The organism is Weissella uvarum, assembly GCF_016908785.1.
In the GTDB taxonomy this organism is placed as follows: Bacteria; Bacillota; Bacilli; order Lactobacillales; family Lactobacillaceae; genus Weissella; species Weissella uvarum.
Window position 1 is genome coordinate 99,321 of record NZ_JAFBEO010000001.1, and the last position, 21,721, is coordinate 121,041.

The 21,721-nt window shown below is 39.6% G+C and carries 19 protein-coding genes; 4 read left to right on the top strand and 15 right to left on the bottom strand.

Annotation, left to right across the window (positions count from 1 at the left end):
- Entirely contained in the window at positions 1–324 is a 324-nt protein-coding gene (locus JOC36_RS00515) for a PTS sugar transporter subunit IIB (protein WP_205144553.1), read from the top strand.
- Positions 325–327: 3 nt separating this feature from the next.
- Positions 328–651: a PTS sugar transporter subunit IIA gene (locus JOC36_RS00520; protein ID WP_205144554.1), complete on the top strand. Its 324-nt coding sequence runs from the start codon at positions 328–330 to the stop codon at positions 649–651.
- Between the two features lie 122 nt (positions 652–773).
- On the opposite strand, the gene JOC36_RS00525 is transcribed toward JOC36_RS00520, so the two are convergent.
- The 12 genes from JOC36_RS00525 to JOC36_RS00580 form a co-directional block, all read right to left on the bottom strand.
- Positions 774–1,523: an LrgB family protein gene (locus JOC36_RS00525; protein ID WP_205144555.1), complete on the bottom strand. Its 750-nt coding sequence runs from the start codon at positions 1,521–1,523 to the stop codon at positions 774–776.
- Positions 1,523–1,933: a CidA/LrgA family protein gene (locus JOC36_RS00530; RefSeq protein ID WP_239517485.1), complete on the bottom strand. Its 411-nt coding sequence runs from the start codon at positions 1,931–1,933 to the stop codon at positions 1,523–1,525. Before JOC36_RS00530 ends, JOC36_RS00525 begins: the two co-directional genes overlap by 1 nt.
- A gap of 149 nt (positions 1,934–2,082) precedes the next feature.
- The gene (locus JOC36_RS00535; RefSeq protein ID WP_205144557.1) at positions 2,083–2,439 is read right to left on the bottom strand and encodes a DUF1516 family protein; all 357 of its coding nucleotides are present in this window, start codon (positions 2,437–2,439) and stop codon (positions 2,083–2,085) included.
- A 122-nt stretch (positions 2,440–2,561) separates the two neighbouring features.
- The gene (locus JOC36_RS00540; RefSeq protein ID WP_205144558.1) at positions 2,562–3,269 is read right to left on the bottom strand and encodes an MIP/aquaporin family protein; all 708 of its coding nucleotides are present in this window, start codon (positions 3,267–3,269) and stop codon (positions 2,562–2,564) included.
- 11 nt (positions 3,270–3,280) lie between these two features.
- Positions 3,281–4,054 (bottom strand): triose-phosphate isomerase, encoded by a 774-nt coding sequence (tpiA, locus tag JOC36_RS00545; protein WP_205144559.1) that lies wholly within the window; start codon positions 4,052–4,054, stop codon positions 3,281–3,283.
- On the bottom strand, positions 4,054–5,862 hold the full coding sequence (locus JOC36_RS00550; RefSeq protein ID WP_205144560.1) for an FAD-dependent oxidoreductase: 1,809 nt from the start codon (positions 5,860–5,862) through the stop codon (positions 4,054–4,056). Before JOC36_RS00550 ends, tpiA begins: the two co-directional genes overlap by 1 nt.
- Entirely contained in the window at positions 5,862–7,376 is a 1,515-nt protein-coding gene (glpK, locus tag JOC36_RS00555; RefSeq protein ID WP_205144931.1) for a glycerol kinase GlpK, read from the bottom strand. The genes JOC36_RS00550 and glpK overlap by 1 nt, the downstream gene beginning before the upstream one ends.
- A 469-nt stretch (positions 7,377–7,845) precedes the next feature.
- Positions 7,846–8,997 (bottom strand): ABC transporter ATP-binding protein, encoded by a 1,152-nt coding sequence (locus tag JOC36_RS00560; RefSeq protein WP_205144561.1) that lies wholly within the window; start codon positions 8,995–8,997, stop codon positions 7,846–7,848.
- A gap of 71 nt (positions 8,998–9,068) precedes the next feature.
- Positions 9,069–9,893 carry an ABC transporter permease gene (locus JOC36_RS00565; protein WP_205144562.1) on the bottom strand — a complete coding sequence of 275 codons (825 nt, stop codon included), beginning with the start codon at positions 9,891–9,893 and terminating at the stop codon, positions 9,069–9,071.
- Between the two features lie 260 nt (positions 9,894–10,153).
- Positions 10,154–12,523, bottom strand: a complete 2,370-nt coding sequence (locus JOC36_RS00570; RefSeq protein WP_205144563.1) for a CDP-glycerol glycerophosphotransferase family protein — start codon at positions 12,521–12,523, stop codon at positions 10,154–10,156.
- 216 nt (positions 12,524–12,739) lie between these two features.
- Positions 12,740–14,419 (bottom strand): glycoside hydrolase family 13 protein, encoded by a 1,680-nt coding sequence (locus JOC36_RS00575; RefSeq protein WP_205144564.1) that lies wholly within the window; start codon positions 14,417–14,419, stop codon positions 12,740–12,742.
- Positions 14,420–14,432: 13 nt separating this feature from the next.
- Entirely contained in the window at positions 14,433–15,782 is a 1,350-nt protein-coding gene (locus JOC36_RS00580) for an SLC45 family MFS transporter (protein ID WP_205144565.1), read from the bottom strand.
- 139 nt (positions 15,783–15,921) lie between these two features.
- Between JOC36_RS00580 and JOC36_RS00585 the strand changes: the two genes are divergently transcribed.
- On the top strand, positions 15,922–16,917 hold the full coding sequence (locus JOC36_RS00585; RefSeq protein ID WP_205144566.1) for a LacI family DNA-binding transcriptional regulator: 996 nt from the start codon (positions 15,922–15,924) through the stop codon (positions 16,915–16,917).
- Positions 16,918–16,950: 33 nt separating this feature from the next.
- On the opposite strand, the gene JOC36_RS00590 is transcribed toward JOC36_RS00585, so the two are convergent.
- Together JOC36_RS00590 and JOC36_RS00595 are read right to left on the bottom strand one after the other, a co-directional pair.
- The gene (locus JOC36_RS00590) at positions 16,951–17,565 is read right to left on the bottom strand and encodes a sugar O-acetyltransferase (RefSeq protein WP_205144567.1); all 615 of its coding nucleotides are present in this window, start codon (positions 17,563–17,565) and stop codon (positions 16,951–16,953) included.
- An 81-nt stretch (positions 17,566–17,646) separates the two neighbouring features.
- The gene (locus JOC36_RS00595) at positions 17,647–18,210 is read right to left on the bottom strand and encodes a DNA-3-methyladenine glycosylase I (RefSeq protein ID WP_205144568.1); all 564 of its coding nucleotides are present in this window, start codon (positions 18,208–18,210) and stop codon (positions 17,647–17,649) included.
- Between the two features lie 300 nt (positions 18,211–18,510).
- On the opposite strand from JOC36_RS00595, the gene rsgA reads away from it, so the two are divergent.
- Complete coding sequence (gene rsgA, locus JOC36_RS00600; RefSeq protein WP_205144569.1) at positions 18,511–19,572, top strand: ribosome small subunit-dependent GTPase A; 1,062 nt, start codon at positions 18,511–18,513, stop codon at positions 19,570–19,572.
- Positions 19,573–19,649: 77 nt separating this feature from the next.
- Here rsgA and JOC36_RS00605 read toward each other — a convergent pair whose 3' ends face one another.
- Entirely contained in the window at positions 19,650–21,398 is a 1,749-nt protein-coding gene (locus JOC36_RS00605) for a DNA/RNA helicase domain-containing protein (protein WP_205144570.1), read from the bottom strand.
- Between the last annotated feature and the right edge of the window lie 323 nt (positions 21,399–21,721).

The window sequence follows — 21,721 nt, forward strand, 5'->3', positions numbered from 1 at the left end:
ATGGCAGATAAAACAATTATGCTCGCCTGCGCAGCAGGTACGTCGACCTCACTTATGGTTCAAAAGATTCAAGAAGCAGCTAAAGCTGCCGGTAAAGATTATGAAATCTTTGCTAAGTCAACGGCTGATCTTGAACAACAATTAAATTCAGACAAGGTTCCTGATGCTGTTTTACTTGGACCACAAGTATCCTACTTAAAGGATGATATTAAAAAGAAGACTGATGCAAAGGGCATTCCGATGGATGTTATGCCTATGATGGATTACGGGATGATGAACGGAGAAAACATCCTAAAGTTTGCTGAAGATTTGATGGAGAAGTAACCCATGGATGAACAATACATGCAAGTCGTGATGAATATCATCATGTACGCTGGTAATGCTAAGGGGTTGGCTCATGAAGCGCTTACCGCTGCCAAGAATGGCGATTTGGACAAAGCAAAGGATTTGATGGAACAATCTAATCAAGCCCTCTCACAAGCCCATGATGTCCAAACTGATCTCTTAACGAAAGAAGCACAAGGTGAACATACTGATGTGAACCTTTATATGGTGCACGCACAAGATCACTTAATGAATGCGATTACTTACCGTGATCTCGTTGGCGAGTTTATTGAACTTTACCAACACGTTCATAATACTGAAGCATAAGAAAGTAGCTCCACCCCTTCAGGTGGAGCTGTTTTTTTGTTAGTGCATAAAAGCATGCCACTATCAAACTAAAAAGGAACCCTGTCACCTTTTAGCAGGATTCCTTTTGAATTGCCTTTAAATCACATAAAATGAACTAAATGAGCGAAGAATGGTGCAACAATATCAACAACCAAGCCCACCACAACTACAGCCACAGCCGCCATGGCACCTTGGGTTTCACCATAGGTCAACGCCGTTGCCGATCCAATCGTGTGACCAGCTGTTCCAAATCCTAAGCCCATCCCCACTGGATTCTTTTCCAAATGGAACCATTTAATAAATTGAGATCCAAGTGCTGCGATAATGACTGAATTTAGAATTACCGTAACGGCCGTAATTGAAGCAGCCGCCTTTCCAGCTGCGCCACCGCCACCAATAATTGATGAAATTGGCATGGCAATCGCTGTCGTCGCTGCCTGGGGCATCATCGCACCAGTTGAGATTTTCGTTAGTCCCAAGACCTTTGAGAGTAAATAAACCACCGTAATTGAAATTAAAATCCCAATCGTGAGACTCGCAAAAATCTCGATAAAGAACTTATATAAAATATTGCGCTTCTTATAAAGTGGAACCGCAAATGAAATTGTCGCAGGGCCGATAAACCAAAAGATAATATCAGCGCCGTGCTTATAGTCAGCATAAGCTTGGCTAATTGTTTGCCCAGTCAATTGACTCACTAAATATATCGTCAACACGCCAATAATCGTGGCCACGAATAACGGTTGAAAAACAAACAACTTATTCGTATTACGATATAAAAATTCACCTACTGTAAATGCTGCAACGGTTAAAAAGATACCCCAAAAGGGTGATGTGAAAAATGGCTCCATTAGTTCAGCTCCTTTTCTACTTCAGCATCAAGCGCTTCACGACGACGTGAAAAAATTAATTGTGCCGTATAAGCAACGCTAATCAACATCACCACTGTGGCGATGGCGATGATAATTAATAACTTAATACCATCATGCTTAATGACATCGATTGAATTAATAATTGAAATACCTGATGGCACGAAAAGGAAACCCGTTAAAGCCATCAAAGTAGAAGCCATATTATCGACTGATTCTAGCTTTACAATCCCAAATTGCAACGCTAAGAATAATAAAATCAACCCAATTAAAGGGGCGGGCGCCGGAAATTCTGGCGCAATCATACCGATACCATACTGCAAACAATAACTAATAAATAAGATTGTTGCATAGATAAAAAACGCCTTTGTCATCTTAGTTAAACCCTGCATATCATACTCCTCCATTCATAATCATGCACTCCTATACCATCATTATCGGCTTTTTTGTAAGCGCTGTCTATAATCTTGCCATACGCAATCCATTGATAAAAAAAGGCCTCAAAAAAACAGTTACTTATGCTAAGCAACTGTTCTCATAACTATTTAAGCGGTGCTCCACCTGCTAAATACATGCCAAACATTCCCAACAAAATTGTTAGGAGCAAAACAATGAATGCAAAGCGACTGGTGAGCTTATGTTGACGCTTACGTGCGAAGGTCATTTCAATAATACCGATTAGCAAGATGGCTAAGATGACCTTAATCAAGGTTAACCAAGGATCTTGGTGATAGGCATAACCAAACAACGGAATCCCACTTCCAATTGCAACGATGTAGCACAAACGTGCAATCATCATGCAAACCTTACTAATCTTTTCATTGTTACTCAATACAGCTACCGCTGCAACGACAATTAAAACAACCCATGTAATTAAATGAATCCATAAAAAAGTCATACCCTACTCCTATCTGCTTTTTGGCTAACAGCCCATATCTTTATTGTCTATACTTAAATCATACGCTATCTCTGAACACAAAAAAAGATGATTATCTTCATCAGATAACCATCTTTTTTTAATTAAGCTGCTAGGGGTCCCTTTTCATCCAAGATATAGCGATCAATCAAGGCAGCGATAAAGGCAGCCAAGAATGGCGCTGTAAGGTATACCCACAAGTCTTGAAGCGCAATCCCACCAGCAAAGAGAGCTGGGAACAATGAACGAACTGGGTTCATTGAAGCGCCAGTCAAATTACCAGCAACGAAGACGAGCACTGTAATCGTCAAACCAACCGCAATTGGTGATTGAATCGCATAAGTATTCATCTTTGAATGATTTAGCATCAAGATAACTAACATCAAGAATGTTGTTAGAATAACCTCGGTTAGGAAGGCCATGCCACTTGAGATGTTAGGGAAAATCGTACTATTCAAGTGGTTTTGCGCAACCGCTTGTCCCCAACTCATTCCAGTGCCATGCAATAAACTCTTATAAGTGAAGACAACCAAGCTTTCACCAATCAAGCCCCCGATTAGTTGAGCAATCACGTAAATACCGGCTTCTGCTGCTGGCATCCGCTTCGTCAAATACATCAACAAAGTTACGGCAGGGTTAAAATGAGCCCCCGACATAGGTCCGAAAGCATAAATCAAAACCATTAGGGTCAACCCCCAACCAAGCGCTGGTCCCACAACATCATTGTAACCAGTGGCAAAGATGACTAGGCCGGTACCAAAATACAGCAACAAGGCCGTTCCGACAATTTCACCAAATAACTTTTGTTTCATTTTTCCATTCCTTATCCTTCCAACGCATCTTGAACCATGTTTAAGAAAGCAGCAGGTTCGAGTGAAGCACGCCCAATCAATAGGCCATCAATGTCTTCAAGGCCTAAGATGCCTTTCGCATTTTCAGGCGTCACTGAACCACCATATTGAATCCGAATTTTATCCGCCACATCTTGCGAGAATAAAATGGCCAATGAATTTCGAATGACACGAGCAGCGTGTTCAATCACTTCAAGTGAAGGTGCTTCGGCGGCCCCAATTGCCCAAGCTGGTTCGTACGCGATGACAATTCGATCAGCCACAGCTTTATCAACACCTGCTAAGGCAACCGCAATTTCCGTTAGCGGTGCCATTTCAACGTCATCTGGATTATAACGGGTCGTATCTTCGGCAATGGCCACAATTGGCGTTAAACCGTTGCGTAAACTAGCTGAAACTTTCAAGCCAACTGATCCATTCGTTTCTTTAAACAGCTTACGGCGCTCATAGTGGCCAATAATTGATCCTGAGACCCCAATATCAGCCAGAGCAGCTGGTGATGTTTCACCGGTATATGAACCTTCATCGGCCCAGTACACATTTTCAGCAAAAATACCAAGCGGTAGTTCTAAGCTATTGGCATCTTTAACCATCTCATGCAAGAAAATATCTTGCGCAGCAATGCCGACTTGGACATCCCTAGCATCAGGAAGCTTACCTTGAACTTCTTCCAAGAATTGATTCACTTCATGCGCTTTTTTATTTGTTTTCCAGTTTCCAATAATAATTGGTGTGCGTTTTGTCATTATTCTGCCTCTTCTTTGAGCGCCTTCAATTGCGCTTCATCACGTAATTGTTCATATTCTTGGCGCATTGCCGCCTTGGTTTCATCAGACCAATCCAAGTAACGAGCCATTTCGTCAATCACTGGTGTTTCCAAACGTGGCAAATCTTCTGACTTAAAGAGTAAGTAGTTTGTCCGACGTAAGAAGAAATCAATTGGACGCAAGACGAATTCCTTATCAATTGCGTAATGCAACATACTTGTTTCAGTTACTGACAAATGTGGGGCTGCTTCCCCAGTCTTAATATATTCAATCAATTCAGCCGTATTTGAGCCATAGAAATCAGCAATTTCTTGGGCTTCTTGTGGCGTTACGCCAACTGCTTCCAAATCCTTGGCAAATTCAGCAATTGCTTCATCAACATGAGTTGGATCGAAATGGCCACCAGAAACGGGATAATTCGTTGAATCAACAAGCTTGGCTTCCTGGTTAAACTTATCCCGCAGAATCTTAGCAACTTCCTTCATCGTATCTGATGCCATCAAACGATAATCCGTAATCTTACCACCTGAAACGTTGACGATGTCATTTTCGACCTTAATCTTATAACCACGTGAAACGCTTGAAGCACTCTTAGCGCCACCATTTAATTGACTCAATTCAGCATCAACAGCCTTGCGGTCAACCTTGTTATCAAAGTATTGATCCAAAGTATCATCAAGTTCATGTAAGGCTTCATCTGAAACCTTCTTCTTTTGTGTATTACCGTTATAATCACCCGTACCAATCAATGGACGCAAACCAGCCCAGCTAGCTTGAATATCATCAAGTGTAATATTAGCATTTGGGAAACGATGGTTAATGGCGGTTAACAAGTAATCAACATCTTCTTGTTCTACCTTTGGATGACTATAATCACCATGGTAATCCGTATCAGTCGTTCCAAAATAAGTCTTATCAGCACGTGGGATAACAAAAATCATTCGGCCATCATGGAAACCTGAATCAAAATAGAGAGTATTTGGAACTGGCAAACGATCTTGGTTAACAACTAAGTGCACGCCCTTAGTTGGACGAATTGAATCCGTTGTTTCTTCGTCCGCGATCTTCGTAATCGTGTCATGCCAAGGGCCAGCCGCATTAATCACAATCTTTCCAGTGATATCAAAAATTTCATTGGTCATGTTGTCTTGCACATGTACCTTCTTGTCATCACCACTATCTGAAATTTGAAGGGCCTTCAAATGGCTTACCGCAACGGCACCATCACTAGCGGCCTGCTTAATGTTCTCAATTGTTAGACGTGCGTCGTTGTTTTGGAAGTCCAAGTAAATTGCTAAGCCGTCCAAGCCTTCTTGGTTAAGCATTGGCAAATAATCATTGGCTTCCTCAGATGACAAAAGTCGATGAACGAAGGGGCTATTCCGTGGTACGGCAGCTAACTTATCATAAATTTCCATCGCAATCTCAGCACTTAGTGGTGTGAAAGTTGCTTCTGGTTCATTATAAAGTGGCATCATCATGTGTGATGGACGTGGAATATGGGGAGCAATTTTTTGGACCCGGGCCCGTTCACCAACTGTGTCAGCCACAACATCAATATCAAAAGTCTTCAAATAGCGAATTCCACCATGCACAAGCTTGGTTGAACGACTACTGGTTCCTTCCGAGAAGTCTTGCATATCAATGATTGCTGTTTTCAAGCCTGACGCTGCAGATTGCAAAGCAATTCCAGCCCCAGTAATTCCACCACCGATAATAACAACATCGAACTCAGTGTTCTTTAAAGCTTCAATATCATTTACACGTTGTTCACTCTTAAATTGCATTACTTGTTCCCCCGCTTTTTAGCCTTGAATACTTGTGTGGCTGCGACAGCTGATTGCCATCCTTCATACAAATCTTCAGCACGCTCTTGTGGCATTTGCGCCTCAAATTCAGTTGGTTGATTGGTCAAAGTCTTTAGCTCATCAGTATCCTTCCAGAAACCAACTGCTAATCCTGCCAAGTAAGCTGCACCAATCGCTGTTGTCTCAACATTAGCCGCCCGAACAACTGGCTTTTGAATCAAATCAGCTTGGAATTGCATGAGATAGTTGTTTAATGAGGCGCCACCGTCAACGTGAAGCTTAGCCACACGAAGACCAGTATCCTGATGCATTGCTTCCATAACATCCTTACTTTGATAAGCAAGTGATTGCAAAGTGGCTTTAACGAAGTCTTCACGTGTCGTTCCACGCGTCAAACCAAAGACCGCTCCACGTGCTTCTGAATCCCAGTAAGGAGCTCCCAAACCAGTAAAGGCTGGTACAACATAAACTTCATCATCACTCTTTGAAGCTAAGGCCATTTCCTCACTTTCTGGACTGCGCTCAATCACACGCATACCATCACGCAACCATTGCATTGCTGATCCAGCAACGAAGACTGAACCTTCCAAAGCGTATGTGACTTCACCATTCATACCATAAGCAATTGTTGTCAAAAGACCATTCTTTGAAATCTTTGGCTTGTCGCCAGTGTTCATCATGATAAATGATCCAGTTCCATAAGTGTTCTTAACATCACCTTGGTTCAAAGCTAATTGCCCAAACAAAGCAGCTTGTTGGTCACCAGAAATTCCGGCGATTGGAACTTCAGCACCAAAGAAGTGAACTGGAATAGCCGTTCCATAAACTTCAGATGATTGACGTACTTCTGGCAACATCTTAGCTGGAATGTCGAGCAAGCGAAGCAAGTCGTTGTCCCACTGCAACTTATTAATATCAAACATCATTGTACGTGAAGCGTTAGTGTAATCAGTTGCGTGAACCGCACCACCCGTCAACTTCCACAAGATCCAAGTATCAATGGTTCCAAATAGTAATTCACCATTTTCGGCACGTTGTTGTGCGCCACTCACATGATCCAAAATGAAACGCACCTTAGTTGCTGAGAAGTAAGCATCTGGAATCAAACCTGTCTTAGATTGAATCATTTCTGAATGACCATCATCAATCAACTTTTGCGCAATTGGTGCCGTTTGACGTGATTGCCAAACAATCGCATTATGAATTGGCAAACCAGTTTCTTTATCCCAAACAACGGTTGTTTCACGTTGATTTGTAATTCCAACTCCGGCAATGTCAGTTGGTTGAATGCCTGATTGAATTAGAACCGTAGCGATTACCGCTTGAACTGAAACCCAAATTTCGTTGGCATCTTGTTCAACCCAACCTGGCTTTGGGTAGAACATTGAGATTTCACGTTGCGCTTGGGCAACCGTATTTCCTTGCTTGTCATAAATGACTGCACGCGTACTTGTAGTTCCTTCATCAATTGACAACACATACTTTGACATAATTTATCCCTCTCGGTTTCTTGAATAATCGAGTAACCAACTTCACAAAGTCGGTCCTTTTTTACATAAATTGCATGAAAAAATCAAATCAAGAAAGCGCTTTCTTTACGTATTAAATAATACACTGGACCGCACCATTTCACAAGACCCTTTTAGCATGTAACTTTTTTTCAGAGTCAAAAGCCTATATCCTAAGCATTTAAACCACTTGCCTAACCATGTAGAAGTCATCCATACGTTTGTGAAATTCCCAGGCAAATTACCGAAGCCGTTAACCATTAATCGTTTTACTAAATGATTACTTTTCTTCATCGACTTTGTGCAATTTTCAAATAAATTTATTTCAAAAGTTTTTGTTTTTTTCATCAATTACGCAAAAATCTAAAAACCATGAAAATAATTTTCAACAATTTTGAGGTACAAAAAAAGAGGCATGCTGGATTTTCCAACATTACCTCTCTTTTGAGCAGCACTAATTGCTTGAATTACCATACATGGTATTAGCATCAGTTTTGCTTGATTCTTTCTTTGCAGCTTCACGCTTCTGCTTAGCTTTTTGCTCTTTGCGTTGTTGCGTTTGTACGCGTTCTTGATGCGCTTCTGTCAACGTATCATAAGTTGCATAACCGACACCAACAAATAGCGCAATAACCACTAACAAATTGATCCAACCAAAGCGTAATTTACCACCACGCTTAGCCATCTTCTTAGCTAACTTCTGAATATAGCTTTCCTTATCAGCCTCACTGTCAAATTGCTTGGCATTAGGATTTTCTGCTAACTCTTCATCAACTTGTTGTGTAGCCGCATCAGTATATGAAAACTCACGTTGGGCCTTCTTCTTTTCAGCGACATAAGCATCACGTTCTGACTGTGACTTCTGCTTAAAGTCTTTTTGCCAAGCTTCGTAATGTGGCATCACCTCATCAGTTGGGCCAAATTCACGCAGCTCACCATAATGCATCCAGATAATCTTATCCGCAATCTCTTTAACTTGTGCATTCGAATGACTAACGAAAAAGATTGTCTTACCTTGCTTTTTAAACTCACGAATCTTATCAAAACTCTTACTTGCAAAAGTAGAATCACCAACTGATAAAGCTTCGTCGATAATCATGATGTCAGGATCCGTGAAAGCCATGATTGAGAAACCAAGTTTTGAACGCATTCCAGATGAATAGCTCTTAACCGGTTGATCAATGAAATCACCCAATTCAGAAAATTCGATAATTTGTGGCATCAACTCTTTAATCTGTTTGTGATTAAAGTTCATCATCAATAATTTAAATTCAATATTATTGCGACCGGTCAAATTCATCTTCAACCCAGCCCCAATTGAAATAATTGATGTATCACCATTAATTTCGACATCACCAGTTGTTTGCGGGAAAATCCCGCTGACCACATTTAACAGCGTCGACTTTCCAGATCCGTTTAATCCTACGACACCAATGGCCTCGCCGGCGCCCACTTCAAAAGAAACGCCCTTTAGCGACCAAAAGCCATTGTCATCCTTTTGACTAGCAGGTTTAAAAAGATTTTTGATTTTTTCTTTTGAACTTGTTTCAAGTTCAAAACGTTTTGTCACTTGTTTAGCAACAATTTTCTTATCATCTTCACTCATGTTTCAACCTTCGTCTTTTAATTTCTATTAAGAACGCGATAGCGATATTTTAAATAAATTAGCCAATGGTACTACTTATATTCAACAAAGTCGTCCTTATAACGTAAATGTAAGTATGCGCCAACAATCATAAAGATTGCGACCGTGCTCCAGAAAATAATCGTTGCTGGGGTAAAGAAACTTGCAAAACTTGCATCAGGTGCAAATAGTGCATCACGATAACCACCAATCAAATAATAGAATGGTGTCAAACGGAGGATATCTCCAATTGCATTATTCATTAAATTCAAATTGAAGATAACACCGGCGAACCACATTCCCATCGACATCACCAAACGCAAAATACTAATGTAGTCTGGAATGATGATTAAAATCGTTGAATTGATTAAGTCAAAACTATAAATGAACAAAAACGATGCCAAAAGATAATAAATGACATATGGCCAATTTGGACTTAGTGGTTGACCAGTTAGTAACAACATCACCACTCCCAAGACCGTCAAAACAATCAGTGTCCAAATCGATGAACCAATTGAAACTGATGGCAAGATTGACATAGGAAACTTCATTTTTGTCACTAAGCCAAGTTGACGCTTAATCGCTTGTGACCCGCTCATAACCGCTTCATTAATAAAACGCCACATGGCCATTCCAAATAGCATCCAAGCTAAATAATAAAGCGGACTTGAGGTTGGTGCACCAGGCATTGAAACTTGTCGTAATCCCAAACCAAACATCAAGAAGTAGGCGGTCACTTGCAAAATCGGATTAACAAATTTCCATGTTTGCCCCAAAATAAAATTTTTATACGTACTTTGATCACCAAACTTCACCATTCGGACAATCAATGGTAAATGTGTGATTTGCTCCCAAAGTATTTTGAGTGCATTAATCATAATGGATATAACTCCTTATTTTCAAAAGATTTGCTCTATATCTTATTTCTATAAAAATTGATTATATCATTCTATAATTCAATTCTAAAATAGACCTTAGTCTTCCCACAAATTCATCTCAAGGGAAAAATTAGGCCATCCACCATTGCTGGCGTTGATGGCCTAATGCAATCTCAAAACGGTTTGTTAGCATCATCGACGCGTTGGTCCATGCCGTTATATTCAGACTCACCCCAGTCACCTGAGGTTAGCGGCCAATTTTATAAACCAATACTATCGAGAATTTCTTGGGCTGAGTCGATGCTGTCTTTATTCAATAGTGTATCAACAATTCGTGCATCGTATGGATGATCAGCAGGTGTTTCTTGTTCACTGTGTACAATTTCTTGGGCTAACTCTTCAGCAGTATAGGCCTTACCCTTCAAGCCCAACACTTCTTGCGCATCGAAGTACATACCAATTTGGTTGGTGTATTCTTCGGCATCTTCTTGCAAAAGAATAATCTTGCGACCAGTGTGAGCAAAGTCAAACATCGCTGATGAGTAATCAGAAATCAACACATCACTTAAGATATACAATTCTTGAATATCAACTAATTCGTTATAGAAGCAATGAATCCGTGGATCAAGATCGGCATAATGGGCACGCATGCGACCTTCCAATGGATGTAGCTTAACGATAATTTCATAGTTTTCAGGAAGTTGATCAATCACTTCCTTCAAGTCTAATTCAGTAACGTCTTGTCGCTTATCTTTACGCCAAGTTGGGCAGAAGAGAACATACTTCTTACCAGGTTGCATTGGCGCATTGAAGTACTTCACATGCAAACGTTCCTTTTCGAGTTCAGAGTCCTTCTCCTTCATCACATAACCATTCTTAGGCGTACCTTCGTTTAGAATCGTTAGATGTTCATTATCTTCAAGACGGAATGCTGAAGACAACAATTCCTTTTGATAATCAGATGCTGTCGTTAGGTAATCCCACTTTTGCATCCGAGGAGCAAACTTTTCTGACTCGTTTTGACGTTGCTCAGGGTCTTCCAAATCATTAACCATCTTCTTGATTGGGAAACCATGCCAAGTTTCGACAACAATTTGCTCAGGCCGCTTTCCAGCACGATCAAGAGTATTTCCATTAACGAAGATATATTTTGAACGACTGAACGCATCCAAGTACGCCTTTGAACCTAAACGAACTGCTTCAAAGCCATAGTTACGGATTTCAATATCGACCAATTGGTTAACCGAACTCACAAAGATTTTGGCATCAGGATACTTTTCGGCAATCGCCAAAGCCAAGTACTTTGGATCTCCTGAGAAATTCTTTCCGTGGAATGATTCAAAGAAGAAGTAATGTTCTTGAATCTCAGGCAATTCCTTATCCACACGACGCTTATCATCAAGCTTAAGCACTTCATTCTTGATTGTTGACTTAATCCAAGGGCTCTTAACTAACTTACCAATAATTGGCCAACGCTTCATCTTACGGTATACCTTACGGAACTTTGAGAAGAAGCTAGTTGTTGTGATTGTTTGATTAACAATATCATTCTTAACCAAAGCCGTTTCATCTTCAGTCAATGGACGCGTCAAGCTTTCATCAAAATGAACTGGCTCAGCAACATTTGCCATCATATTCTTCAAGTAATCATCACTTGGGGCCATGATTGCTTCAATACTGTCTTGCATATCAGCTTGTGACAATTGCTCAGTCGTGGTATCTAACATAACTTGAGCATCATGCTCTAGTTCACCAGTTAACCAGTTAATGGCCTTAACATCATGCAAATTCTCATAGTTAACCTTGTCTTCACCAACGTAAACACAAGCTAAACGAGATTGGTCAACGGCTTCAACAATTGAATAACCTAATGTTTCATAGCCGGCCGTTGAAAGATAAATATAGTCATCTGGCAATGGCTCATTAATGAAGACATGTTCTTCCAAATGGTAATAATTAATCAAGTTTTGATAGAGGCGTTTTCCACCTCCAGAACCTTGAATATAGAAGCGAATATCGTCTTGGTGCATATAATTAACCAAATAATCAATCAAACGGATTGAGTATGCGATATCCTTTTGCTTTTCAAAGAAACGTGACATTACGGCAAAATTGGTCGTTGGCGTATTAGCATGCATGTCTTCCCGTGACAAATGTTCCAAACTAACCCGTTGGACAAAGACCCGATCGAAACCATAAGTGTCGATAAATTCTTTCTTAATACTATCCGTTGCAACACGAATATAAGAGAAATAAGGTAGGTATTCTTCAATATCTGGGCTCAAGAATGCAAGTGGTGCATGAATCTCCCCCAAAATGGTTGCATTAGGACGCTTTGAACGAATTAACTTTGCAATCGCAAAGAAACTTTCACGCGTAATAAAGTATAGCGAGGTGTCAGACTCATCACGACGCAACTTGAATAAAGCGTTCATTGGCTTGAATTTGACATCTTTAAGATAAGGATGCTCCTTAACAAGCTTTCGAACATCTCGATTATTAAATTCTACGAAATTATAATAAACAATTTCATTATCAGGGTTTTTCGCAAATTCATAAATTGTATTTAGGTTACTTCTAACAGTCCCCCCAATACCAAATAAATTATACCCAAAGATACTTACCTTCATTTTCTTACACCTCAGTTATCAATTTTTCACAAAATTGTCCATTTTCTAGCTTAATACATACGAGACAATCTTATTACATATCAGCGCGCATTGGCAAGGCTTTAATTCTAAAGACTTGTGTAAGAAAATCCCATTGCACACACAAACCCCCTCACCAGAAACTGGTCAGGGGGTTCATTACTTTAATCTCGCATTACATCACGCTTCAGCCGAACCTTATTCGGCGTCAACCAAATAAACTTTCGCTTCGTATGGACGTAACGTTTCACCTTGGTCATCATCATAATTGCCAATGAGCAACTTACCTTGTGTTTGTTCAACGGCCCCATAAACAAGCGTTTGATCAGTGAAATTGCCAAGCACGACTAATTTTTGTCCATTATACTCACGCTCGTAAGCATAAACATCTGGGTTATCACCATCAAGAAGACGATAGCTACCATAGCGAATCAATTCTGAATCATGCCGCAATTGAATAAGCTTCTGATAGTAGTAGAAAACAGACTCGTCATCAGCTAAGGCCGCCTTGGCATTGATGTCGGTATAGTTTGGGTTAACCCCATACCATGGTGTCGCATCAGTAAAGCCAGCATGTGTACTATCATCCCATTGCATTGGTGTCCGCGCATTATCACGTGAACGGTCTTCCAAATAATTCAACATCGTTTGTGAATCGACTAGTTGTTCTTCATCAACAAATTGATGATAAGCATTAATTGATTCCAAATCTTCATAATCACTTAATTGTTTAAAGTGCACATTCGTCATGCCGAGTTCTTCACCTTCATAAACATAAGGTGTTCCTTGCATCATGTGCAAAATGGTTCCCAACATCTTAGCAGCTAACTCACGATACTCCGGCGTATCGTTTCCAAAGCGTGAAACAGCGCGTGGTTGATCATGATTATTCCAGTAAAGACTATTCCAAGCCTTACCATCCAATTCAGTTTGCCAACGAGAAAAGACTTGCTTCAATTCGACCAAGTCAATTGGTTCATCATTCCACTTGGTCAAGGCTGGATTTTCATTTGGTGACAAATTAACATGCTCAAATTGGAAAATCATATTCAATTCAGTATCATCCAAATTAGCATAATGCATAGCTTCGTCTGGTGTAGTACCGGCACATTCACCAACCGTCATAATATCGTACTTTGAAAGAACTTCGCGATTCATTTCTTGCAAGAATTCATTAACGCGTGGACCATTGGCGACTGCTTGTTCAACATTACCATATGGTGCATCCGGCGCTTGCGGTGCATCTGGCAAACCAGCTGGCTTTGAAATCAAATTGATAACATCCATCCGGAAACCGTCAACCCCTTTATCAAGCCAAAAGCGCATCAAATCATACACTTCTTCCCGAACTTTTTCGTTTTCCCAATTTAGATCAGGTTGTCCATCCGCAAATAGGTGCAAATAATATTGTCCACGCTCAGGTACATACGTCCAAGCTGGACCACTAAAGAATGACCCCCAATTATTTGGCTCATGTCCATCAACTGGATCACGCCAAATATAGTAGTCAGCATAAGGATTATCCTTAGACTTCTTGCTTTCTTGGAACCAATGATGCTGGTCAGAAGTATGGTTAACCACCAAATCCATGATTAACTTCAAATCATGCTCATGCATATCAGCTAACAATTCATCGAAATCATCCATTGAGCCATAACGACTTTGAATGGAACGATAGTCAGCAATATCATAACCATTATCTTGATTTGGTGACGTATAGATTGGGTTCAACCAAACCACATCAACCCCCAGCTTATTTAAATAATCTAAACGTGATTGAATTCCCTTTAGATCTCCAACCCCATCATGATTACTATCTTGGAATGATTGGGGATAAATTTGGTATACAACTGAATCTTTAAACCAAGTTGACTTCATATTAGAACTCCTTTTATTCAAACTTTGAGTGAATCAAGTTAACTGCAAAGACACCAACAAGTAATGCAGCACCAGCAATCATCAACATGCCAGGCATTGACTTACCAATTAATGGAAAAATGACGAAGCTAGCCAATGAGGCAATGATTTGTGGCAAGCAAATACTGCAGTTAAACAAACCAAGATAAGCCCCTTCGTTTTCACCATTTAGTGATTCCGTGACAAGAGAAAGTGATTGCGTTTGCATCGTTAAGAAACGAATTCCAATAAAGGCAAAGGCCACAATCAACATATATTGTGAGTGCGTGAAGGCGGTCAATAAGAAACCAAGGCCACCAATTACCAAACTAATTTTAAACCATAATTTACGTGATTGGGGCTTAGACTTTGAAATCACAAACATCCCCCAAACCACAGCAGCCAATGATTCGACACAGGTCAAAACACCAAACCAGTTACCTGCAGCTTGATAGCCGGCTGAGGCTGGGTTAGTTGTGTTCCAAACGTTTTGTGCGATTGCACCAGTTCCATATGTCCACAAATATTGGAAAGCGAACCAAGTAAATAGTTGCACGAATGAAACTTCCCAAAAAGCACGAGGTGCCTTTTTCAATAGTGCCAACAAACTAGGTTGCTTTTGTTGTTTTTGTTCTTCAATTCCATGATACTTTGCATATTCTTCAGGATTATATTCGTGGACTGACATAATCGTCAAGAGCGCAGTTAGTAATAGGACTGCGGCACCAATATAAAAGGCCAACTTAACTGACATTGGTACTTCACCACTCTTAGCCACATTTGGTACCCCAATAAGCGTCAAGATGAATGGGATCATTGTGGCCAACACACCACCAAGATTTGAAAATGATTGTTGCCAAGAAAACGCTAAGTCTTTCTGGTCTTCATTTACCATATCCCCTATAATCATCTTGAAGGGTTGCATACAAACGTTTGAAGATAGGTCCAAGGCTGCAATGGCAGCGGCACCAAAGGCCAAAACTTGCAAATGCTTCAAACCAAGTGAACCAGCATTAGGTAGCAAAATCATCACTAAAGCCGCAATTGGTGCCCCAATCATTAAATAAGGCATCCGGCGACCAAAACGATTCCAAGTCCGGTCTGAGTACTTCCCCACTAGTGGTTGGATAATCATCCCCGCCAAAGGTGGTAACAAGAAGAAAAATCCTAATTTTGTGGGATCAGCTCCAAGAGTTTGGAAAATTCGTCCCATCTGTGATGATTGCAGTGAAAATGCCATATTAACGCCAAAGAACCCAAATGTCATTCCAAAAATGGTCATGAGACTCAATTTTGGTAAGGTGTTCTTTTTAGGAGCGCTTGTATTTGAATCATTCGTAGCCATCGCCGGCCTCCCTTATCCTATTTCTATATCGTGTTAGTCTTCCCAACGAGCAATGTAAACGTTTACATTTCATAGAATAACATGTATGATTCATAATGTAAACGTTTACATTTTATTTATTTTTGGAGCACACTCATTTATGTCAACAATTAAAGATATTGCCAAACGAACTGGCCTATCAACCGCAACGGTTTCTCGGGTCTTAAATCAAAAAGGAAAATATACGCAAGCTACCGCTGATAAAATTCATCAAGCCGTACAAGACTTGGACTATAAAATTAATACCAGCGCCCGCGAATTGGTAACGCAAGAAAGCAACGTTGTCATGGTGATGGTCAATCATTCTGCGACTAATTTTTCAACACAAATTATGCAAGGCATTCTCAGCGTAGCTCAGCAAAACGGCTTAACCATTATGGTCATTTACGCTGGGGATGACGCCGCTTCACAACAAGCTGCTTTAGATACAGTATCTGAACGGCCAGTGCGAGCCCTCTTAATTATTTCGGTGCCTTTTACTGAAGTCACTTTAATGCAATTGCATGATACTCACATCCCCTACCTATTCGTCTCAATGGCGTATCCGGGAACAGAGATTCCATTTATTAGTTCTGATGATTACCAAATCGGTTATCAAGCCACTGAGTATCTCATTGAGGCTGGACATACTAAGATTGGTTTAGCCGGAATTGATCCAACTAGTTATGTTGGTGAACAACGTCAAGCCGGTTATCTAGCTGCGCTAGCAGAACATGAATTAGCGATGCCGGATGAATTAATTCATACCGGCGACTATTCTTATGCTACTGGACAACAAGCGATGACAGCTTATCATCAACAGGCTGATACACCGACGGCGATTGTCGGCGGTAGTGACTTAGTTACGGTTGGCTTGTTAAACCAAGCGCAAGTCCTTGGCCTAACTGTGCCAGATGATCTTACACTCATTAGCATCGATGGCACTGAACTTACATGGATGATGCATCCAAACCTAACATCGGTCACCCAAGATTTCCGGGCCATGGGTGAAAAAGCGATGCAAGAATTATTGGATACCGATTTTCATCCCAATGCACTAACTTCTACATTTATTGATTTCAAAATTGATGCCCGCGAGAGTACAGAAAAAGCCTGACCAAATAGATGGTCAGGCTTTTTTGTTTGAGAGTTAATTTTCTTCTGGCAAGTCAATTTTGTCAGCGTCCGTAATTTCACGTAGGACACGACAAGGATTACCAACTGCTACCACATTTTCAGGAATGTCCTTGGTGACAACGCTCCCTGCACCAATCACAGCACCAGCGCCAATTGTCACACCACCGAGTACTGTTACATTACCACCAAGCCAGCAGTTATCACCGATGGTAATTGGTAATGCTGATTCATAGTTGATGTAAGCTCCTGATGCATTTTTTCGTAAGTTACGATCCTCATAACGCAAAGGATGATTTGGCGTCAAAAAGGCTGCGTTCGGCCCAATCATCACATCATTGCCAATCGTCACCTTGGCACTATCAAGTACCGTTAGATTAAAATTTGCATAGCTACGTTTACCGATTTTGGTATTAAGCCCGTAATCAAAGGTAATTGGCCCTTGTAGGTAAGCTTCAATATCATCATCTTGGAATAAGTCACGCATAATTTCAAAACGCCGTGGATCATCTTCATCCAAAGTATTGTATTCCCGATTCAAAGCATGCGCCTTTTTCCGCATCACATCCAATTCTGGATCAGCTGAAATGTATAGCTCTCCATTAATCATTTTTTCATACTCAGTTGCCATGCTGTTTACCTCATTTTGTGTTGTTTAATAGCCATTCTAACATCTAGAATTGCATTATGTATCTCAAAATATTTAAGGCCTTTATTCACCTATATATTTAAAGTCACAAGTTTCAATATGGTCATTCACCATGCCAACTGCCTGCATAAAAGCGTACATTGTTTTTGGCCCCACAAATTGAAATCCATCGGCTTTAAACTGTTTACTCATGGTTTGTGCGAGTACCGTTGTACTAGGAACTTGATGCTCGTCTGCCCAATGATTCATAAGCGTGCGACCATCCGTATATTGCCAAACATATTCATCGAAGGTCATTGGCGCTAAATTGACAATAGCCTGCGCATTCGCAATTGTTGCCTCAATTTTTTTACGATGCCGGATGATACCAGCATCCCGCAGTAACAATTCAACCTGTTTTTCATCGTAATTAGCAACCGTTGCATAGTCCCAATTGGCAAATGCATTTCTAAAATTGTCACGCTTCTTCATGATGGTTTGCCATGAAAGCCCCGCTTGCATAATCTCCAAAGTCAGTGCTTCGAACAAACGTCGATTATCGTGTTCAGGTCGCCCCCATTCTGTATCGTGGTATTGTTGATTAATTTCAATCTGACCCCAGGCACATCTTGTTATATTGTCACCCATTACATATCTCCCCACCATATTGTTTTTGTTTATCCAAGCCTATCATACTTTTATTTTACCCAAACCCAATCAGCCCTACTAAGCTATCTTTTCTTGCATATATCTTTGACGCATCCCCTCACTCATGCTAAACTACCGCAATAGTAATTAGAAAAGGAGATCAGTTTTATGCTTAAAAAGACTGAACAACAGTTGGACATTGTAATGCGCCGAGAGGCACTTGCAAAATAAATAGAAGCAACTGCAATTTGCCTCTCATAAGTTTTGAAATGACATTTTCAACTTTTGGAGGATAAAAAATTGACACACTATAACTTAAAAACACTTGGTTACACCACTGAAACTGCAGCTACACTAGAATCTAATCAGATAATCGGCCGTATATCATCACAATCCAAAGATATCTATAAAGTACTAACCGATCATGGTGAAGGTTTCGCTAAAATCTCAGGTAAGTATTTTTACGAAATCAATTCTGCCGAAGAATACCCAGCAGTAGGTGATTTTGTTACGCTAAATCATTACCCTGATTCGGATGATTTTGCAATCATTCAAGACGTCTTACCACGTAAGAGTACGTTGACTCGACAAAGTGCCGGAAATAGCACTGAGACACAACTAATTGCCACAAATATTGATTCAATCTTTATTTGTATGTCACTTAATGAAGACTATAATTTACGGCGCCTTGAACGTTACTTAGCCATTGCCTGGGATAGCGGTGCGATGCCTTACATCGTTTTAACGAAGTCTGACCTCTGCTCAGATATTCAAGCTAGGCTAGCAGAAATTTCGGACATCGCTCTCGGCGTTGATGTGATTTTAACAACCAATGCCCAGAAAGATGGTTATGCAACCATTCAAAAACACTTACATGTGGGTAAAACAGCGGCTTTCATCGGCTCATCTGGTGTTGGTAAATCAACCATTATCAATCATTTTATTGGCGACGCACATATTGAAACGGATGGTTTACGTAATGACGATAAAGGTCATCACACCACCACGCGCCGTGATCTATATGTATTACCTAATGATTTGGGCATTGTGATTGATACCCCTGGCATGCGTGAATTAGGCGTTGGTAATACTGACATTACTAAATCATATGAAGACATTGAAGCATTAGCAGTGCAATGCAAATTCAATGATTGCACGCATACCACCGAACCAAAATGTGCTGTTAAAGCCGCGATCCAAACTGGCGAACTTTCGAAGGAACGTTTTGAAAATTATCAAAAACTTCAATTAGAAGCACAATACGGTGACATGGATGCTAGAATGATTGAACAAACTAAGTTGAACCGCATGATTGGTGGCAAAAAAGCACTTAAGCAATTACGTCGCCAAAATCAACATTAAACAATTTTATATAAACGAAAAAACTGCTTCCACAATCTGTGGAAACAGTTTTTTTAGTTTATAAAATCAGCTCTATACTAGTTCTGATTAAGTTGTAAGAGCTTTTCTCGTAGTTTTGAATCAACAGCATAAATATATAGACCATGTACACCACGTGTTAATAAAATATTCAACGTATGCTTCAAATTACTGATTTGGTGCTCCCGTAACTCCTCACCGCTTGGATCTTCATAAATACTGTAATTCTTTAACGCATCATATGACTGTGATTTTGTCGGATCAATCTTAATTGATTCATTTTCTTCGTCATACTGAATAGAAGGGCCTAATATTAACCCAACATAGTTTAAATCTGATCCTTGAACCGTATGCTGGGATCCTACTTCGTTGATAGATTCTGGAATCTCTTGCCACGGGATTCCTTGTTTTTGTCCCTTGATAACTTCATCAGTCTTTAAATTCCAGGGTAATCTAAAATCACCCACTTCTACCATACAATCATCTATATTTCCTGTTTGACTGAAATGCCAATCAACAGTTGCCAACATTCTTGATAGACCATTTTCTTTGTCTTTTTCAACAATTTTTTGATACATGTCCTCTACTGAATCAAAAAAATGCAGCTCATAACCAAATTTATCATCTCTTGGAACAGACTTATTTAGTATTCCAACTTCTAAATTCCCCAATCCCTGAATAAAATTCCTCATTTCTTCAGAAGCTTCCATTCTCCATTGATTTGTCAACTTAATCTCTTTAGCATTATCAATTATTTCTTGCTGATTTTGAGATAAATATGATTTTCCAGTTGTTACTTGATTAGAATCATAAATTAAGACCACAATTTTAGCTTGCTCAGTAATTGATATTAAATCTGGGTCCCATTCTTCTGAATTTACTCTACCGTGATTTCCTGACCACAACGCATGTGCTTCATCCACCAATACAATATCCCTAATAAATTTATTAGATACGAATGATGAGACGGAAGAAACGCCATCTTTCATATTCAATTTGTTTGCCATCTCTTCGTAAATTTTGAGTTGTTGAGGTTGTCTTACTAATAACTGTACCGTTTTATTTGATTCGGATGTCTGCCCCATATCATACAAATCCTTAAACAAAGCTGACATCAGAACAGTTTTCCCTGTACCAGCTAAACCACTAATCTTAATAACCTTAGTTTCTTCTGAATCTTCCTTTAAATATTCTTGAATTAGGTCTTCAATTTCAAGTTTTGCTTGGAATTGCTCATCAGATAAGTCTTTAAAAGGGGAATTCGCAAACAAGGCTGAATTTTCTACCTCTGCCATATCTGAAACAACACCGTTCTCAAACAACTCATTCCAAATTGTTGGAAAGATATTTTTTTCGTACAAATCTTTCTGATAAAAATCGGATTGGGCATTATTTCTTCGATTTAGAACTGATTCACCGTCCCCATCATCAGAATTGATATCTTCATACTTAGGATCACCTAACAAATAATCCATAAATTTCTGTTCAAGTAAGAGTGTTGCACTTTTATTGAATTTTCTATGTTTTACAATATATAAGTCAGCTTTTCCTTCCGCATTTAGTCCATTCAATTTTTTTAAAGAATCTTCGTTTTTAGTCATCAAATGTTCTTTTGTACGTTGAATGATATTATCTGTTTCACCTACATAAGCCTTATGTATCCCATTCTTATCTTTTGCATGGCCAATGTACAGTGTCGGATACTGTAGAGGAAAATCTTTAACTTCGCCACTTTCCTCTAAATTTTTTTGAAAATCCTTTACAGTTTCGACTGAATTTTTCGTTTTTATTATTTTAAGATTCTCCATTTGACCACCTACGAAACTATGCATATTATTTATTCATTTTTGCATATCTTATTGTTAATTACTTTAAAGTTATTATCCCACACTCAAATATACATAACAAAAATAGGTAATGATATACTCAAAATAGAATCAAATACAATTTTTAAATTATTCCTCATATTTTTGAATTAACTGACCAAGAAGGTTCTCACTATATCGTTTGCTTTTAAAACGTTTAAATACGATGATAATTATTGGTAAATCATAATAAATAGTATAAATATCACAATAAGATTACAAATGAATTGGTATTATTACTTTTAATGAGACTTGCTGTTATGATA

Excerpts from the sequence above, each read along its gene's own strand:
- JOC36_RS00570 (WP_205144563.1), bottom strand. The coding sequence starts at position 12,523 with ATGAAGGTAAGTATCTTTGGGTATAATTTATTTGGTATTGGGGGGACT.
- JOC36_RS00525 (WP_205144555.1), bottom strand. The coding sequence starts at position 1,523 with ATGGAGCCATTTTTCACATCACCCTTTTGGGGTATCTTTTTAACCGTT.
- JOC36_RS00590 (WP_205144567.1), bottom strand. The coding sequence starts at position 17,565 with ATGGCAACTGAGTATGAAAAAATGATTAATGGAGAGCTATACATTTCA.
- JOC36_RS00540 (WP_205144558.1), bottom strand. The coding sequence starts at position 3,269 with ATGAAACAAAAGTTATTTGGTGAAATTGTCGGAACGGCCTTGTTGCTG.
- JOC36_RS00595 (WP_205144568.1), bottom strand. The coding sequence starts at position 18,210 with ATGGGTGACAATATAACAAGATGTGCCTGGGGTCAGATTGAAATTAAT.
- JOC36_RS00585 (WP_205144566.1), top strand. The coding sequence starts at position 15,922 with ATGTCAACAATTAAAGATATTGCCAAACGAACTGGCCTATCAACCGCA.
- JOC36_RS00580 (WP_205144565.1), bottom strand. The coding sequence starts at position 15,782 with ATGGCTACGAATGATTCAAATACAAGCGCTCCTAAAAAGAACACCTTA.
- JOC36_RS00560 (WP_205144561.1), bottom strand. The coding sequence starts at position 8,997 with ATGAGTGAAGATGATAAGAAAATTGTTGCTAAACAAGTGACAAAACGT.
- JOC36_RS00575 (WP_205144564.1), bottom strand. The coding sequence starts at position 14,419 with ATGAAGTCAACTTGGTTTAAAGATTCAGTTGTATACCAAATTTATCCC.
- JOC36_RS00550 (WP_205144560.1), bottom strand. The coding sequence starts at position 5,862 with ATGCAATTTAAGAGTGAACAACGTGTAAATGATATTGAAGCTTTAAAG.
- JOC36_RS00565 (WP_205144562.1), bottom strand. The coding sequence starts at position 9,893 with ATGATTAATGCACTCAAAATACTTTGGGAGCAAATCACACATTTACCA.
- JOC36_RS00520 (WP_205144554.1), top strand. The coding sequence starts at position 328 with ATGGATGAACAATACATGCAAGTCGTGATGAATATCATCATGTACGCT.
- JOC36_RS00530 (WP_239517485.1), bottom strand. The coding sequence starts at position 1,933 with ATGCAGGGTTTAACTAAGATGACAAAGGCGTTTTTTATCTATGCAACA.
- JOC36_RS00605 (WP_205144570.1), bottom strand. The coding sequence starts at position 21,398 with ATGGAGAATCTTAAAATAATAAAAACGAAAAATTCAGTCGAAACTGTA.
- tpiA (WP_205144559.1), bottom strand. The coding sequence starts at position 4,054 with ATGACAAAACGCACACCAATTATTATTGGAAACTGGAAAACAAATAAA.
- JOC36_RS00515 (WP_205144553.1), top strand. The coding sequence starts at position 1 with ATGGCAGATAAAACAATTATGCTCGCCTGCGCAGCAGGTACGTCGACC.
- JOC36_RS00535 (WP_205144557.1), bottom strand. The coding sequence starts at position 2,439 with ATGACTTTTTTATGGATTCATTTAATTACATGGGTTGTTTTAATTGTC.